The organism is Microbulbifer sp. YPW16 (genome assembly GCF_021290385.1).
Taxonomy (GTDB): Bacteria; Pseudomonadota; Gammaproteobacteria; order Pseudomonadales; family Cellvibrionaceae; genus Microbulbifer; species Microbulbifer zhoushanensis.
Map to the genome: position 1 here is coordinate 2,900,747 of NZ_CP089928.1, position 15,725 is coordinate 2,916,471.

The 15,725-nt window shown below is 63.5% G+C and carries 14 protein-coding genes; 11 read left to right on the top strand and 3 right to left on the bottom strand.

Going from position 1 to position 15,725, the window contains the following annotated elements; translation table 11 throughout:
- Window positions 1-2 precede the first annotated feature (2 nt).
- The 6 genes from LVE68_RS12485 (at window position 3) to LVE68_RS12510 (ending at window position 5,011) form a co-directional block, all read left to right on the top strand.
- On the top strand, window positions 3-683 hold the full coding sequence (locus LVE68_RS12485) for an iron-containing redox enzyme family protein (RefSeq protein ID WP_232940734.1): 681 nt from the start codon (window positions 3-5) through the stop codon (window positions 681-683).
- Window positions 683-1,615, top strand: a complete 933-nt coding sequence (locus LVE68_RS12490; protein ID WP_232940735.1) for a DUF6999 family protein — start codon at window positions 683-685, stop codon at window positions 1,613-1,615. The genes LVE68_RS12485 and LVE68_RS12490 overlap by 1 nt, the downstream gene beginning before the upstream one ends.
- A gap of 97 nt (window positions 1,616-1,712) precedes the next feature.
- Window positions 1,713-2,105: a DUF6632 domain-containing protein gene (locus LVE68_RS12495; RefSeq protein ID WP_232940736.1), complete on the top strand. Its 393-nt coding sequence runs from the start codon at window positions 1,713-1,715 to the stop codon at window positions 2,103-2,105.
- A 77-nt stretch (window positions 2,106-2,182) separates the two neighbouring features.
- Window positions 2,183-3,169, top strand: coding sequence for a serine/threonine protein kinase (locus tag LVE68_RS12500; RefSeq protein ID WP_232940737.1), 987 nt, complete (start codon window positions 2,183-2,185; stop codon window positions 3,167-3,169).
- 49 nt (window positions 3,170-3,218) lie between these two features.
- Complete coding sequence (gene cysE, locus LVE68_RS12505; RefSeq protein WP_232940738.1) at window positions 3,219-4,049, top strand: serine O-acetyltransferase; 831 nt, start codon at window positions 3,219-3,221, stop codon at window positions 4,047-4,049.
- Between the two features lie 161 nt (window positions 4,050-4,210).
- Window positions 4,211-5,011 (top strand): GNAT family N-acetyltransferase, encoded by an 801-nt coding sequence (locus LVE68_RS12510; RefSeq protein WP_232940739.1) that lies wholly within the window; start codon window positions 4,211-4,213, stop codon window positions 5,009-5,011.
- Between the two features lie 15 nt (window positions 5,012-5,026).
- Here the strand turns inward: LVE68_RS12510 and epmA are convergent, their stop codons facing one another.
- Window positions 5,027-5,980 (bottom strand): EF-P lysine aminoacylase EpmA, encoded by a 954-nt coding sequence (epmA, locus tag LVE68_RS12515; RefSeq protein ID WP_232940740.1) that lies wholly within the window; start codon window positions 5,978-5,980, stop codon window positions 5,027-5,029.
- A 106-nt stretch (window positions 5,981-6,086) separates the two neighbouring features.
- Complete coding sequence (efp, locus tag LVE68_RS12520; RefSeq protein WP_232940741.1) at window positions 6,087-6,659, bottom strand: elongation factor P; 573 nt, start codon at window positions 6,657-6,659, stop codon at window positions 6,087-6,089.
- A 114-nt stretch (window positions 6,660-6,773) separates the two neighbouring features.
- Between efp and epmB the strand changes: the two genes are divergently transcribed.
- The 5 genes from epmB to LVE68_RS18175 all read left to right on the top strand — a co-directional run bounded on the left by epmB (window position 6,774) and on the right by LVE68_RS18175 (window position 14,499).
- On the top strand, window positions 6,774-7,811 hold the full coding sequence (gene epmB / locus LVE68_RS12525; protein WP_232940742.1) for an EF-P beta-lysylation protein EpmB: 1,038 nt from the start codon (window positions 6,774-6,776) through the stop codon (window positions 7,809-7,811).
- A 165-nt stretch (window positions 7,812-7,976) separates the two neighbouring features.
- Window positions 7,977-9,686, top strand: a complete 1,710-nt coding sequence (locus LVE68_RS12530) for a hypothetical protein (protein WP_232940743.1) — start codon at window positions 7,977-7,979, stop codon at window positions 9,684-9,686.
- Between the two features lie 160 nt (window positions 9,687-9,846).
- The gene (locus LVE68_RS12535) at window positions 9,847-11,934 is read left to right on the top strand and encodes a GGDEF/EAL domain-containing response regulator (protein WP_232940744.1); all 2,088 of its coding nucleotides are present in this window, start codon (window positions 9,847-9,849) and stop codon (window positions 11,932-11,934) included.
- A 138-nt stretch (window positions 11,935-12,072) separates the two neighbouring features.
- Window positions 12,073-14,055, top strand: coding sequence for a M1 family metallopeptidase (locus LVE68_RS12540; protein ID WP_232940745.1), 1,983 nt, complete (start codon window positions 12,073-12,075; stop codon window positions 14,053-14,055).
- Window positions 14,056-14,373: 318 nt separating this feature from the next.
- Window positions 14,374-14,499 carry a hypothetical protein gene (locus tag LVE68_RS18175; RefSeq protein ID WP_255701128.1) on the top strand — a complete coding sequence of 42 codons (126 nt, stop codon included), beginning with the start codon at window positions 14,374-14,376 and terminating at the stop codon, window positions 14,497-14,499.
- Window positions 14,500-14,526: 27 nt separating this feature from the next.
- Here LVE68_RS18175 and serB read toward each other — a convergent pair whose 3' ends face one another.
- Window positions 14,527-15,639 (bottom strand): phosphoserine phosphatase SerB, encoded by a 1,113-nt coding sequence (serB, locus tag LVE68_RS12545; RefSeq protein WP_232940746.1) that lies wholly within the window; start codon window positions 15,637-15,639, stop codon window positions 14,527-14,529.
- Window positions 15,640-15,725: the final 86 nt, after the last annotated feature.

Consider the following 15,725-nt stretch of genomic DNA (forward strand, 5'->3'; position numbering starts at 1 on the left):
ATATGGGAAGCGAATTGAGCGAGGCCCAGAGGCTGGTCCGCGAGCTGGGGCAGACCTGGGCGGAATTTGAAAGCCAGCTGGTACAGGTGCCCATTATCGCACGGGCGCTAAGGGGGGCCATTCGCCTGGAGGATTACCGCCAGTTACTGCACGATCACTACCAGCAGGTTATTGACGGCGCCTGCTGGATATCCCGGGCGGCCTCCTCAATTGGCCGCGAGCATCTCGAGCTGCGCTCGCAGTTCCTGCGCCACGCGGGCACCGAACACCGGGATTACCAGATGCTGGAACGGGATTACCAGGAAGTCGGTGGTGAACTGCGACAGTTGCGAGAGGGGCAGAAGAACATCGGGGCCACTGCACTTTCGGCCTGGATGATGCAACGGGCTTCGCAGCCGGATCCACTGGACCTGCTGGGGGCCATGTTTATCATCGAGGGGCTAGGCAAGCATTTCGCCGGTATTTTTGCCCGCGCCCTTCAGCAGCACCTGAACCTGCAGGATAGCCAGGTGAGTTTTTACCGCTACCACGCCGCACATGATGAAGATCACCTGCAGCAGCTCCACGACGTGTTCGATTCGGGCCTGTTGGAGGTGCCGGGAATGGCGGGGCGTATTGCGCACACCGCGCGGGTGACCGGTCGTCTTTACCTGTTGCAGCTGGAAGAGCTGGGGAATTACTGATGGGCTGGAAAAGCGATTTTGAACAGTCGAACCTGAACCATTCGGATCCAAATCCCTGGCTGGTGCTCTACCTCGATCGCAGCCTGCCAATCCATGACGGTGCCAAGCGCGCCTTGCTGGCCGGCCACAATACCTGGTCGCGCCGGCTGCTGTTGCCGGTGGTGCGGCCGCTGGCCCGTCTCTCCATTGTGCTGGTGCAATTGCTCCGCCTGCTGATCCCGGAGCGCTGGCATTCCTCGCGGATATTACACCGCACCATTTACTGGGGACTGCGGTACTTTGTGCGTGCGGACGCCAACTACCTAATCCTGCGCCACTTCAATATCGGCACGGAACTGCTGCAGTTTATTGCCGACAATGTCGGCGGCGTTGAGATCGGCAGTACCCGCCCGTTGCGGCCGCGGGAGCTGGCAGACCTGCTGGATGATACATTCCTGGTCCATGACCTCAATATTTATAATTTTATCGGCGACCTGAACAGTCAGCTGGCGGAGCAGGGGCGCGAGATCCTGCCGGCAACTGAGCTGGACTTCAGTGCCATCTCCGATGGGGATTTTGACCTTGAGCCGGGCGGGCAGTATGCCACCAGTGTCCTGGACCTGCAGACGGCGATCGAGTTGTACACCCCCCTTTACGCTCTTTTCCTTTCAGATCACGATTTCTGGCGTGCCAGTAACTCCCTGCAGCTGGATGAAACCATTTCGATCTATATTGGTAAGTTGCTAAACGACAGTACGGCCCTGTCGCTGGTCAATAATCGCCACCCTATGGTCCCCCACACAACATTGCAGGCGGGGTTCCGCCTGATGCTACATGGCCTGGATGCAGAGATCCTGCACGGCTACCTGCGACAGCTGAAACGGGCGGGCCAGTCCGGGGCAGCGGAGCAGGTGAGTGATGAGGGACGCGAACATGCCGTTGCCGGGACCTGATTGGCGGCAGTGATGAACGCGGAGCCGGGGCGACAGGTTCGCCTTGCTCCGGAACAGGATTGGCTGGGCTTCCAGCATCAACTACAAGGATATCGCCATGCGACCCCATGCTGCCCTCAGTGTTCTCAGGATTGTCCTGGTTATTACCGGGCTGTTTTTCATCTTTGGCATCTACGCCATGATGATGTGGGTCTGGCCCGAGGGCTGGGGCTGGACGCCAAGGCAGCCCGAGTATGAACAGATGATCATGGGTATCTACGCCACCCTGGGCGTGTTCCTGGTTCTCGCCGCGCGGGACCCGCTGGCCAATGCCAGCCTGATCTGGTTTACCGTCTGGTCCAGTCTGGTACATGGCCTGATCATGCTGGTACAGGCCATTGTCGACAGTACCGAGCGGGCCAACCTGCTGGGGGATGTGCCAGCGCTGTTGATCCTGGCTGCGGTGCTGGGCTACCTGATGCGCCGGGCCAGCCCCGCGCCCGCCGGCTAGGCAGGCCGCCTGCGAGGTTTGTGCGCGGCCGGGGCGGCGCGTTAGCATAGCTGCCCATTATCAAGCCGGTTGCCGATATGTCCGCAAACCCACATCCCTACGATGGCCTGACACCCGACGTGGTCATCGACTGCGTGGAGACCACCGGGCTGCTGTCCGATGCGCGCATATTTCCGCTCAACAGCTATGAAAACCGCGTTTACCAGGTGGGAGTCGAGGACGGTGAGCCGCTGATTGCCAAGTTCTATCGGCCGGGTCGCTGGAGCGATGCCCAGATTCGCGAGGAGCACAGCTTTTCACTGGAGCTGGCCGCGGCCGAGATCCCCGTGGTGGCGCCGCTGGAGTTCGATGGCCGCACCCTGATGGAGGCGCACGGCTTTCGTTTCGCGCTGTTCCCGCGCCGCGGGGGGCGCCAGGTGGAGCTGGATAACTTCGAGCACCTGGAGCAGGTGGGGACCATGCTCGGCCGGATTCACGCCGTTGGGCGGGCGCGGCCCTTTGAGCACCGGCCGGCACTGTCCCTGCAGCACTTTGCCATCGACAGCCGCGAATTCATCCTCGCCGGGGATTTCCTGCCGCGGGAAAACCGCGACGCCTATGCCACGGTGACCGGGCATATCATCGACGAGATAGCGCCCCTGTTCGAGCGAGACTGGGAGACGCTGCGCCTGCACGGCGACTGCCACGCGGGCAATTTCCTGTGGCGCGACGACACGCCCTGGTTTGTGGACCTGGACGATTGCCTGACCGGGCCCGCAATCCAGGATATCTGGATGCTGCTCTCGGGCAACCGTGCCGACCAGACCGCTTACCTGGACACAGTGATCGAGGGCTATGAAACTTTTTCTCCCTTCAACCCTCAAGAGTTGCAACTGGTTGAACCGTTACGCTGCCTGAGGCAGATGCATCACGCGGCGTGGCTGGCGCGGCGCTGGGAAGACCCGGCGTTCCCCCTGGCGTTTCCGTGGTTCAACAGCCCGCGTTACTGGGCGGAGCATATACTGGCATTGCGCGAGCAACAGTCGGCCCTGCTGGAGCCGCCGCTGACCCTCGGCGCGATCTGAATCCACAGCGAACGGCGCGGTTGCCTGCGCCGCCAAGGAGCGATACCCGATGGAAGCCCATCAGCTCAATACCGCCGCCCGGGAGGGCGATGCACTCTGGCAGCAGATCCGCGCTGACGTGGCGCAGCAGGTGGAGCGCGAGCCGATCCTGGCCAGCTTCCTGCATGCCACGATCCTCAACCACAGCACGCTGGAATCCGCACTGAGCTTCCACCTGGCCAACAAGCTCGACAGCCCGGTAGCCCAGGCGCTGTTGATCCGCGAAGTGATCGACGAGGCGCTCGACAGTGACCCGGCCATCGGCCGCGCCGCACGGGCCGACCTGAAGGCGGTACAGCAGCGGGACTCGGCCTGTTCCTCGCTGTATGAGCCCTTTCTCTACTTCAAGGGCTTCCACGCCCTGCAGGCCTGGCGGGTGGCCCACTGGCTGTGGCAGCAGCAGCGGCGCTCACTGGCGCTGTTCCTGCAGCACCGTATTTCGGTGGTGTTCAGCGTGGATATCCACCCGGCGGCGACGCTGGGGCAGGGCATCCTGCTGGACCACGCCACCGGCATCGTGATCGGCGAGACCGCGGTGGTGGAGGACAATGTGTCCATCATGCAGTCGGTAACTCTCGGCGGTACCGGCAAGGAGAGCGGCGACCGGCACCCGAAGGTGCGCGAGGGTGTGCTGATTGGCGCCGGCAGCAAGGTGCTGGGCAATATCGAGATCGGGCGCTGTGCGCAGGTGGCCTCGGGCAGCGTGGTACTCAAATCAGTGCCGGCGAAGAAGCTGGTGGCCGGCGTGCCGGCCCGGGTGATCTGCGATGCCAGCTGCGACGCGCCGGCCCTTTCCATGGACCACTGCGCCCTGACCCAGGTGGACCGGCAGCTGCCCTGATTACTGCCATCAAAGTGACCCGCCTGGATCAATTGTTCCCGTTTGTTGTCGGAATTGCTTCCTCCTGTGCCTAGACTATGCGCAACCGTTGTTCTGCCCGGCTCCGGCCGGGGGAACGCCGGTGGCACGGGTGATCGGTAAACACAACTATCCTGATAGCCATGAAATACAGTCTCAGCGCCAAAAACCTTGTCTGCCGCAACCTGGAATCACGCGCCAGTTATTGCGCCGGGCTGACCAACCCCGACCAGACCCGGGAAATCACCAGCATTGTGCGCAGCGATAGCGGGTTGCTTTCGCATAACTTCAACCAGGCGGTCACCAATGCGGTGGTCCCGGCGATGATCCTGAAGCGCTTTGTGGTGGACTATTTTGCCGAGCGCCACAGCCCGTTCACCCTCTGGCACTGTGCCAGCAAGCCGATGGACGAGGCGGAACTGGCAGAGCTGGGGCTGGCCCACCGTGACACCCTGGTGGCGATGGCCATTGAGATACAGCGGCTGGCGGCGGACGAGAATCTGCCGGATGAGCTGCGCGACCGGCTGGAGATAGTGGCTGTGGGCGCTGAGCAGCTGGGGGAATACGGCGACCTGCAGGCCCAGCCCTTTGACGGCACCCGGGAGGCGCCGCAGGTGCGCAAGTTCTACCAGAAGCTGGCGGAAATCCCCGAGCAGAAGCGCAGCCGCCTGAAGTTTTACCTGGCCCGCCTGGATGGCGAGGCAGTAGCCTCGGGTTGCCTGTTTGCCTCGGCCGATGCGCTGGGGATCTATGATCTGGAAACGGTCGAGGCTCACCGTGGCAAGGGCATCGGCCGTGCGCTGTTCAACCACCTGCTGGCCCAGGCCCTGCACAGCCACCACAAATATGCGGTGGCACTGACCCCGGAGAACCGCCAGAGTGCGTACCTGGACGCCGGCTTTTTCGCGGTCGGCCAGGTCAGCCGCTACCTGTTCGAGCCCTGAGTCCGCGCCAGCAGCTCAGGCGCGCCCGACCGGAAAGGCGATGACTTCCTCGATCCGCCGGTAGCCGCCGGCCAGCATCAGCAGCCGGTCGATACCCAGGGCCACACCGGCACACTCGGGCATGCCCGCCCGCAGCGCCTCCACCAGCCGTTCCTCATAGGGATAGACGTGCAGCTTGTGCGCGCCGCGGTAGCGGTGATCGGCCTCGAAGCGCCGCAACTGTTCTTCGGCATCGGTCAGTTCCCAGTAGCCGTTGGCCAGTTCCAGTCCGCCGACGTAGGCCTCGAACCGCCGCGCCACCGGCCTGCCGGTATCATCGGGCAGCACCTTGGCCAGTGCCGCCTGGCTGGCGGGAAAGTCGTACAGGAGGGTAATGCCCGGTCCCATCCGCGGCTCCAGGTAATGGCTCATCAGCAGGTCCAGGCATTCGTCGCGATCGGCAGGGGCGAATGAGAGTTCCACATTTTCGGCGGTACACTCGCGCAACGGTTCGATGCCGGCGGTATGGGGGTCCAGCCCCAGGTGTTGCAGGAACAACTCCCGGTAGCTGAGGGATTCCACCGTTTCGATATCCAGCAGGGTGCGCAGCAGCTCGCCCACCTCGAGCATCAGGGCGCGGTCGTCCCAGCCGCAGCGGTACCACTCCAGCATGGTGAATTCCGGGTTGTGGCGACCGCCGGCCTCTCCCTCGCGGAAAGCCTTGCCCAGGTAGTAGCAGTCGCCCAGTCCGGCCGCCAGCAGGCGCTTGAGCCCAAATTCCGGGCTGGTGGCGAGATAGGCCGCGTCGCCGTTAAGCAGGGCGGTAATGGAATCGATATGGGGGTCGCTGGTGGCGCGGCGGGAGAGCACCGGAACTTCCGCTTCCAGCACCTGGCGCTCGGCGAAAAACTGCCGCACCCGGGCCAGCAGCGCGGCGCGCTGGCGCAGTGCCGCGAGGGACGCTGTAGGTTGCCAGGTATGTTCGGTCATTGTGCGGGGCCTCATGCAGGAACGGCCGCTGGCCGCGACCGCTGGTGGCCCGGGCCACCCTCAATCGCGGCCAGCGGCCGCCCATACAGGAAATAGTGTGCCGGAATCAGTCGTCCTTGGCGCGACCCAGGTACTCGCCGGTACGGGTGTCGACCTTGATGGTCTCGCCAATCTCCAGGAACAGCGGTACCTTGACCACGGCGCCGGTGGACAGGGTCGCGGGCTTGTTGCCGCCCTGGGCGGTATCGCCGCGCAGGCCCGGGTCGGTATCGGTAATCTCCAGGATTACATGGTTGGGCGGGGTCACTGCCAGCGGGGAGCCGTTGTAGAGGGTGACGGTGCAGATATCCTGCTCTTTCAGCCACTTGGCGGCATCACCCACCGCTTCGACGCTGGCCGGGTGCTGTTCGAAGGTGTCCGGCTCCATGAAGTGATAGAACTCACCGTCGTTGTACAGGTACTCCATTTCCCGGTCCATCACGTCGGCGGCTTCGAGGCTCTCGCCGGAACGGAAAGTGCGCTCCCAGACCCGGCCGGTCTTGAGGTTGCGCAGCTTGACCCGGTTAAATGCCTGGCCCTTGCCGGGTTTGACGAATTCGTTCTCCACGATGGAGCAGGGATCGCCGTCCAGCATTACTTTCAGACCGCCCTTGAATTCGTTGGTGGAATAACTAGCCATGAGTTCCTCTAAATCAGAAAAACGGTGCGGTTCGCATAAAAAGCACCGCCCGCTCTTTAAATTTCACTGTAACTGCTTAAAATTTGCGCGCTTTGCGCCACAGAATAGCCGCTTATGATACAGCACGTCCCAGCCGCCAGTGAAATCGTTGCCCGGGAGGAGGCTCCCGCTGCCTCCGGCCGCCGCTGGCAGGAAGAGATGACCGACCTGGTCACGGACCCCGCCGAGCTGGTGAAGCTGCTCGGGCTGGACCCGGAACAGCTCCCCGCCGCCCTGCGCGCCGCCGACGGCTTTGCCCTGCGGGTGCCGCGGCCCTATCTGCGCCGCATGCGCCCGGGGGACCCCCGCGACCCCCTGTTGTTGCAGGTGCTGCCGGGGGCCCCGGAACTGGAGCCGGCGGCGGGATTCACCAGTGACCCGCTGGCGGAGGCGCAGGCCAACCCGGTGCCGGGCGTGGTGCACAAGTATCGCGGGCGCCTGCTGCTGATCGCCGCGGGCCAGTGCGCCATCAACTGTCGCTACTGTTTCCGCCGTGAATTCCCCTACAGCGACAATCACCTGACCCGCAGCCAGTGGCAGGGGGCGCTCGACTATATTCGCGCGCAGGACGAGCTGCGTGAGGTCATCCTCAGCGGCGGTGATCCGCTGGTGCTCAATGACCGCCAGCTGGCACGGCTGGTGGAAGAGCTGGCCGCGGTACCGCACCTGGACAAGCTGCGCCTGCACACCCGCCTGCCGGTGGTGGCGCCCAGCCGGGTTACCGATGAGCTGGTGACATGGCTCACCGGTTCGCGCCTCAGGCCGGTGCTGGTTTTGCACTGCAACCACGCCCGCGAGATCGACGATGAAGTCCGGGCGGCACTGCGGAAGCTGCGCGCTGCAGGTGTCACCCTGCTTAACCAGGCGGTGCTGCTGCGGGGCGTCAATGATTCGGTGGCGGCCCTGTCGGCACTGGGGGAGGCCCTGTTCGCCAGCGGGGTGCTGCCCTATTACCTGCACCAGCTGGACCGGGTGCGTGGCGCGGCCCACTTCGAGGTGGATGATGGGACTGCGCGGGACCTGGTGCGAGGCCTGAGGGAGAGCCTGCCCGGTTACCTGGTGCCGAGACTGGTGCGGGAGATACCCGGGGAAAGGTCGAAAACGCCAATCTAGTTTAGCTGGGTGACAGCGCTGGCAGAAGCATGTCGGGTTAGACCTGTTTGGCGCTTTTGGCGTGATCGTTGTCTCAATATTGTCGCATAAAGCTTCTTTATGGGCTTGTGAGTCTAATTTCGCTCTTCTTATACTGCTGTAACCCAACGGACGGTTACAGTAATAATGATGGATGATATAGATGCCGCCGCCCCGGCCCGGGCGAGCGCCCCCGCGAGCTTTGCCAGCAAGCTCGGATTGCCCTCACGTGCGCTGCCCGCCCTCAGTTGCGGCTGCGCCAGCGAAAGCCAGCTGGACCGGTGGCTGAGCCAGTACGAGCTGCATCCTTTCCACCCCTCCGACCAGCAGCGGCTGGTGACTTTGCTGGCAGGGCTGGTGGAGGAAGTTGCCCAGTGGCGCGCACCGGCAGCCACCCGCCTGCCAATCCTGGAACTGCTGCGCCAGCATGCCGTCACTTGCGGCGATGCCATCGTCACCCAGCGCAGTGCGCTCAGTGCCACGCAACTGGAAAAGCTGCGCCGAAGCCTGCAACCGGTGGTGGGGCTGCTGCAGAAACTCTTTGTGGCCTACGCCAGCCTGTGGGTGCAGCTGGAGGACACCGCCGGTGTTCCTTTCCTGATGCGGGAAAAACGTGCCCGGACCCTGCACCGGGCCGTCGATGCCGGCGGCCGGCTGCTGCGGGTCACTTCCCTGTTCGGCCTGGCGCCCCCGGAGAACTGCTGGCGCAACCTGCATCTGCTCCTGCAGCGCGGCTTCCCGCAGCAGGTGGCGTGGCGGCGGGTGTCGGATCCACTGGAATCCCGCGGCCGCACCAGTGCGGTAGATGCCTATATCAGCGCGGCGCTGTTTTTCAGTGCCAATCCCGGCCAGTTGGACGGCGAGCAGCAGGATGCGTTCTGGTGCCGGACCCGGGACTGGTGCCGCCTCGGCACGCTGGAGGAGAACTACACCGAAACGGGCGATAGCCTGGTGGCCTCCACGGAGCTCGACCAGGCGCCCCTGCCCGCGGGCAGGCTGTCCGCCAGGGCGGTCGACAGCGACCGGTTCCGTGCGCCGCGGGGCTGGAGGCTGGGCCTGTCAGCGGTCCTGCAGCGGGTGGAAAAGCACCTGGAAAAGAATTTCGATCCCCTGGTGGAGCGTGCCCGCGATGCATGGGGCGGTGCCACGGGCCGTGGCGAGGAGCGCAAGCCGGGGCAGGCGGAGTGCGTGGTCAGCATCGGCCTCGGGGCTACCTGTTTCAACCTGCGGGAAAAGGATGGCAGCGGGCCGGGTACTGGCGATATGACTGCCTGGCTAGACCGGGAAGAGGAGCGCGTATGCCTGGAGGCGGCAGCGGTGGATTACCAGTCCGGCCGCACCATGGCGGAATACGATGTCAGCCTGCCCTGCGCACCGAGTCTCAGGAGCGAGCGCAGTGCGGGGACCAGCGGCGCCGCCCGCCACTACCAGACCGAAGTCGCCGAGGTATTCAACCGCAGTGCCCGCGGTCTGGGGTTGAGGCTCTCGCCGGCCGCTGGAGAGCGCCTGCGGGTTGGTGAGCTGGTCGGCGTGCGCATGCCAAATGGCTGGCAGGTGGGGGTGATCCGCTGGCACCTCAGCCGGGTGGACTACAGCGATGCCGGTGTCGAGATCCTGGCTCGCCACGTGGCGCCGGTGGAGGTTCGCCGGCGCAATTCCGCCGGTCGCGCTTCGGCGCCAATCCCGGCCCTGCTGACCCGCGAGGGTGACGGCAAGTGTGTTGCCCTGGTCCTGCCAGTCCCCCTGTTCAAGGCCTACGACGAGGTCGAGGTGATTACCGGCAGTGTGACCCGCCCGGTTAGCCTGCAGCGACAGACGGTGGCAACCCCCTCCGTTGCCCGGTTCGATTTTGTGTGAGGTCTATCTCCATACCCGTGTGCGGTGGCTACCCGCTCTTGTAAGCCACCGACGCCGCGACCTACACTTAGCGCTCTTGCGCCGCTGTCCCAGCGGCGGCGCACTGACGGCCCGTAACACCGTCCCGGGACCGCAGATGTAAGTATCAAGAGCATAATAAATGAGCAGCAACGACACGATTCGTCTCCTTCTGATTCACGACACACCCTCTGAAGCCCAGCGCCTGGTCAGCATGCTGCACAATGCCGGCCGCCCCAATCGTGCCCAACACGTGCCCAGTGAGCCAGCACTGACAAAGTTGCTCCAGGACAATACCTGGGATCTCCTGATTGCCGCGGAAAGCAGCAAGCAGGTGCCGCCACCCGTGGCCCTGCGCACCATCAGCAAATTGCAGAAAGATGTACCGGTCCTGCTGCTCACCGAGCGCAGCGGCGCCCAGCCGGTGGTGGAGGGCCTCAAGCTCGGGGCCCGGGATGTGGTGACCGTGGATGAGGACCAGCACCTGCTGATGGTGATCCAGCGGGAGATCACCGCGCTGCGCAACCGGCGCCAGGCGCGCATGCATGATCGCCGTTATCACGCCGGGCTGGCCCGGGCCCAGGAGCTGCTCGACAGCTCCAAGGACGCTATTGCCTACATTTCCGACGGCCTGATCGTCTATGCCAACCAGTCCCTGGCCGAGCGCCTCGGGTACAAGGACCGGGACGATGTGGAGTACCAACCGCTGATCGATATGGTGACCGAGGGGGAGCAAGAAGACGCTCGCGCCTTCCTGCGCCAATGTGCAATCGACAATAACGATGTCGAGGCGCAGGAGTGGAAATTCACCGCCAGGTCCGCCTCCGGCCGGCCAGTGCCGGTACGCGCCGAGGTGCTCTCCACTGTCTACGATGAGGAGAACTGCCTGCAGGTCCGTATCGCGGCGAGCTCCGGCAATACCGAGGAACTGGAAGCACAGCTCAGCGACATCAAGAGCCGTGACCCCCTCACCGGCCTCTACAACCGGCAGCATTTCCTGCGCATGCTCGACGCCGCGATCAAGGCCGCCGCCAGCTCCCAGCGTACCGGTGGCCTGATGTATATCGAAGTGGATCGTTTCGAGGAAACCGTACAGAAAGCGGTCGGCGTCGCGGGTGCCGATGCGCTGCAGAAGAAAATAGCGGAGCTGTTGCAGTCGAGCGTGCGTCGCGGTGACGTAGTGGCCCGCTACGGCGAAAAGAGCTTTTGCCTGATGATGGCAGAGACCACCCCGGACAGTGCCGAGCACCGAGCCCGGGAGCTGATGAAGAAAATCGCCGACACCATCTTCGATGCTGCCGGCAAGACGGTACAGGTCACCGCATCGATTGGCGTGTCCCTGCTCAGCGAAGCCTCCGTTAATGCCCAGAAGGTTCTTGACCAGGCGCTCCAGGCCCACGAGCAGGCACTGCAGGACAGCGAGCAGGGCAATGGTTTCGCGCTGTTCGAGCCGGGCGCCGACCAGGAGGGCGATGCCGATACCTACCACCGCGCGCGGGTAATCCAGGCGCTGGAGGCCGGCAACCTCAAACTGCTGTACCAGCCGGTGCTCAGCCTGCAGGGCACCGGCGAGCAGATGTACGAGGTGCTGGTGCGCATGGTGGATGGCAAGGAGGAACTCTCACCCCTGTCATTCCTCGAGGGGTTGGGAGACGACAGCCTGGCGATCAAGATGGACCGCTGGATAATCCTGACCGCAATCAAGGCGGCTGCCGCCCAGCGCGCCCGGGGCAAGGATGTTTCCCTGCTGCTACATATTTCCGCGGCGTCGCTGAAGGATTCCGGCTTGACCGCCTGGCTGAAGGTTGCCTTCAAGGCGGCCAAGGTGGCACCGAAATCGGTGTCATTCCAGGTCAGCCAGGGCGATATCAACAGTAACCTGCATGCGGCACGGGATTTCATCAAGCAGGTGCGTGAGTTCGGCAGCCGGGTAGTGGTGAGCCGCTTCGGCGCCGGTCTCAATCCTTTCAAGACCCTCGAGCATGTCACCGTGGATATCGCCAAGGTGGATCCGTCCTTTGTCCGGGAAGTACAGGATGAGGGGGAGAACAGCGATACCCTGGTAAACATGGTGCAGCAGCTGGCCGAGGCGAATACGCGGGTGATTGTGCCCCATGTGGAGCAGGCCAGTATGTTACCGACCCTCTGGCAGAGCGGCACCGACTATATCCAGGGCTATTATGTGCAGGCGCCCGCCGAGCACCTGAATTTCGATTTCAGTCTCGATTGACCCGCCACAGATGCTTCCCTCGTCCTGCCGGGCCCACAGGCCCGCAGGACACAGATTTCCCGGCGGGCAGTCATTTGGGTATGCTTTGCCGGATTTTCCCTTACAGCACCAATAAGCAGAATTGACCTGGAGTCATCTATGTTGCCCCGCATACTCTGTAGCAGTTTGCTCTGCAGCGCCCTCGTCCTTGCGAGCGGCTGCTCCAAACCGGAATCCGACGGCGCGGCGGGCGAGCCCGCAAAACCCGAGGTCGAAGCAACCCAGCCTACCGCGAATGGTGCCGATGCAGCGCCCGCCGCGGAGGACCAGGGGAGTGCCCAGGCGCCGGAATCGGGTGTGGACTATCACTCTTTCGCCAACACCGGTGACTACCGTGTACGGCACCTGGACCTCGACCTGACGGTGGATTTTGACCGCAAGGTACTCGAGGGCGAAGCGGTACTCGACTTCAAGCGCCTGACGCAAAAGAATCCGCCGATGGTGCTGGATACCCGCGACATCAAGGTTGAGGCGGTGCGCGCCGGCCACGGCGGGGAACTGAAGCCGGTAGAGTTCTCCATGGGTAAAACCGACCCGGACCTGGGGACGCCGCTGAACATCCAGCTGCCCAAGAAAGCCACCCGTGTCGCCATCCGCTACCAGACCTCGCCGGCCGCTTCCGGTGTCCAATGGCTGGAGCCGCAGCAGACCGCCGGCGGTGAACACCCGTTCCTGTTTACCCAGGCGCAGGCCATTCACGCGCGCAGCTTCGTGCCGCTGCAGGATTCACCGCAGGTGCGCATCACCTACAACGCCACCATCCGCACGCCGGAAGAGCTGCTGGCGGTGATGAGTGCGAACAATGACCCAAAGACGGAGAAAGACGGCGTTTACGAGTTTGAAATGCCGCAGCCGATCCCGTCTTACCTGCTGGCGCTGGCCGTGGGCGACCTGGAGTTCAAGCCCATGGGCGAGCGCACCGGCGTCTATGCCGAGCCGGAGCTGCTCGATTCCGCCGCAGCGGAATTTGAGGATACCGAGTCCATGCTCGAGGCGACCGAAGAGGCCTATGGCCCCTATCGCTGGGACCGCTACGACCTCTTGATCCTGCCACCCAGTTTCCCCTTCGGCGGCATGGAGAACCCGCGCCTGAGCTTTATTACCCCGACCGTGATCGCCGGCGACAAGAGCCTGGTGGCCCTGATTGCTCACGAGCTGGCGCACTCCTGGTCCGGCAACCTGGTGACCAATGCCAGCTGGCGCGACCTGTGGCTGAACGAGGGTTTCACCACATACCTGACCAACCGCATCATGCAGAATATCTACGGTGACCAGCGCTATCGTATGGAGATGGCGCTGGGCTATGACGACCTGCAGGCGGACCTGGAAGACCTGGACAGCCGCGACGAGATCATGGCCATCGACCTGCGTGGTCGCGACCCGGACAAGGTGTTTTCCAATATCCCCTATGAGAAGGGCTCCCTGTTCCTGTATGAGCTGGAACAGAAGATTGGCCGCGAGGCGTTTGACCAGTTCCTGCTGGAGTACTTCAACAACTTCGCGTTCGAGAGCATCACCACTGAGGACTTTATCGAGTACCTGCAGCAGACCCTGCTCAAGCAGTACCCGGACAAGCTCGATGAGGCGCGGATCCGCGAGTGGATTTTTGAACCGGGCATCCCCGAGGGTGCGCCGCAGCCGCAGTCCGATGCCTTCAGCAAGATCGACCCGGTGCGCCAGCAGTGGCTGGACGGCGAGATCGCCGCGAAGGACATCGATACCGGGGAGTGGACCTATCACCAGTGGAAGTATTTCCTCGATGGTATGCCGGAAGAGCTCAGTGACGAGCAGCTGGAGGAGCTGGACAGCGCCTTCAACCTGACCGAGTCAACAAACAACGAGATCGCTTTCAGCTGGCTGATGATTGCCGTGCGCAACGACTACCAGCCCGCCTTCGGGCGCCTGGAGAGCTTCCTCACCGAAATCGGTCGCAATAAGTTCCTGCGCCCGCTGTATCGCAACCTGGTGGAGAGCGGCAAGCAGGAAATGGCGGCGGAGATTTTTGAAGAGGCCAAGCCCGGCTATCACCCGCTGACAGTCAAGGTGAACAGCCGCATCATTTACGGCGACGACGCCCAGTAACAGCCGCGATCCCGGCTGGCCCGCCACCCGCGGTGCCCGGCCGGGAACCTCAGTCACCAGTGCCGGTAACGCGGACACCGGTAACCTGCCAATGCCCGGCCGGGCACCGCCCATCCGCGCAGGGGTTCACAGCGATTGAAAGAGTTGTAGAATCAGCTGCCACCTTGGCATCCGGGCGGCTACCCGCGGAAACCGGAAGTACAGTAAAGTGGTCAGATATGGTGGTCGGGACGGATTATTTTTGGCCTGTTCCCCCGGCTATCCGGGCCCGTTCACGGACGAGCGATTCAGGCAGAAACACACAGGAGCCGCGGGACGATGCGCTGGTTAAAAATTTTTGGTTTATTCGCATTGTTGGCCTTTGCCGGCTGCAGTGAGCAGGCGTGCTTCGAGCGCGGCAAGCCACCGTCATTGCCTTTCCCGCACGCCTTCGCCGTCAGCTGATTCGTAGCGGCAGCTCACTGCTGCAGTTCAGTCGGCCTGCAGCAGGGCAATCTGTTGGTCGTTGAGGCCAAACAGGTAAAGAGCCGCATCGAGCCCGAAATGGGTGATGGCCTGGGGGGCTTCCAGGCGCACCTTGGGTTTGGGGTGAATCGCGATGCCCAGTGCCCCCAGGTTCAGCATGGGGATATCGTTGGCCCCGTCTCCCACTGCAATCACACTCTCCAGTGCCAGGCCATGTTCCGCGGCCATCTGCTCCAGCAGGATACGCTTTCGCTGGCCGTCCACGATCGGTTCGATGACTTCCCCGGTGAGTACACCGTCGGCGAACTCCAGCTCATTGGCGTGGACGAAATCCACCGCCAGCTTTTCCCGCTGCAGGTAGTGTGCGAAATAGGTAAACCCACCAGAGAGGATTGCCGTCTTGCAGCCCAGGGCCCGCAGGGCCTGCAGCAGTTCGCGCGCGCCCTCCTTGATCGGCAGCTGCGGGGCGATGTCAGCCAGGCGCTGCTCGGAGAAACCCTGTAGCAGGGCCATGCGCTTTTTGAAACTCTGGCGGAAATCCAGTTCTCCCCGCATGGCAGCCTCGGTAATGGCAGCCACGCGATCGCCAATGCCGGTGATCCGGGCCAGCTCGTCGATTACCTCGGCGTCGATCAGGGTCGAGTCCATGTCGAAGCCGGCCAGTCGCGGTGGCTGTTGGGTAACGCCGGCCTGCAGCACCAGGTCCACGCCAAGCCTTTCCGCCAGTTGCAGGCAGGCGTGCCGCGCCGGGTTGAATTCCAGTTCCGCCTGCAACTGGAAGCGGATCACCGTGCGCTCCCGCGCTCGCGACAGGGTGTCTGCGGCCTGCAGGGCCCAGCCCTGCTCGCGGAAAAATCCCAGCAGGGCGCGCAGTTGCTCCAGGGTCGCCGCAGGCGAGAGCAGGGTGACGCACCAGGGGGCCGTGACCGCGGCGGCGGTGTCGGGCATCGCGACAGTGTCCGACGGGCTGGCGTCGAAGGGTGGGGTGTCCCGGTACCCGATCCCGACCCGCGCTGCGCCGCCCTGGTAATCCAGGTAGTGCAATGGGCAGTCCGTTGCAGGTTCCATCAGTGTTTCCAGGGGGAGCCGGAATTCCCGGTAGTCTGGCGTTGCGCCCATAGTGCCCTTCCGTGTTTTGGTTTTTGCGGGGCGGGCATTATAGCCCCCGGGACTTTATTCGCTAAAATCCACGGCAACGTGATAAA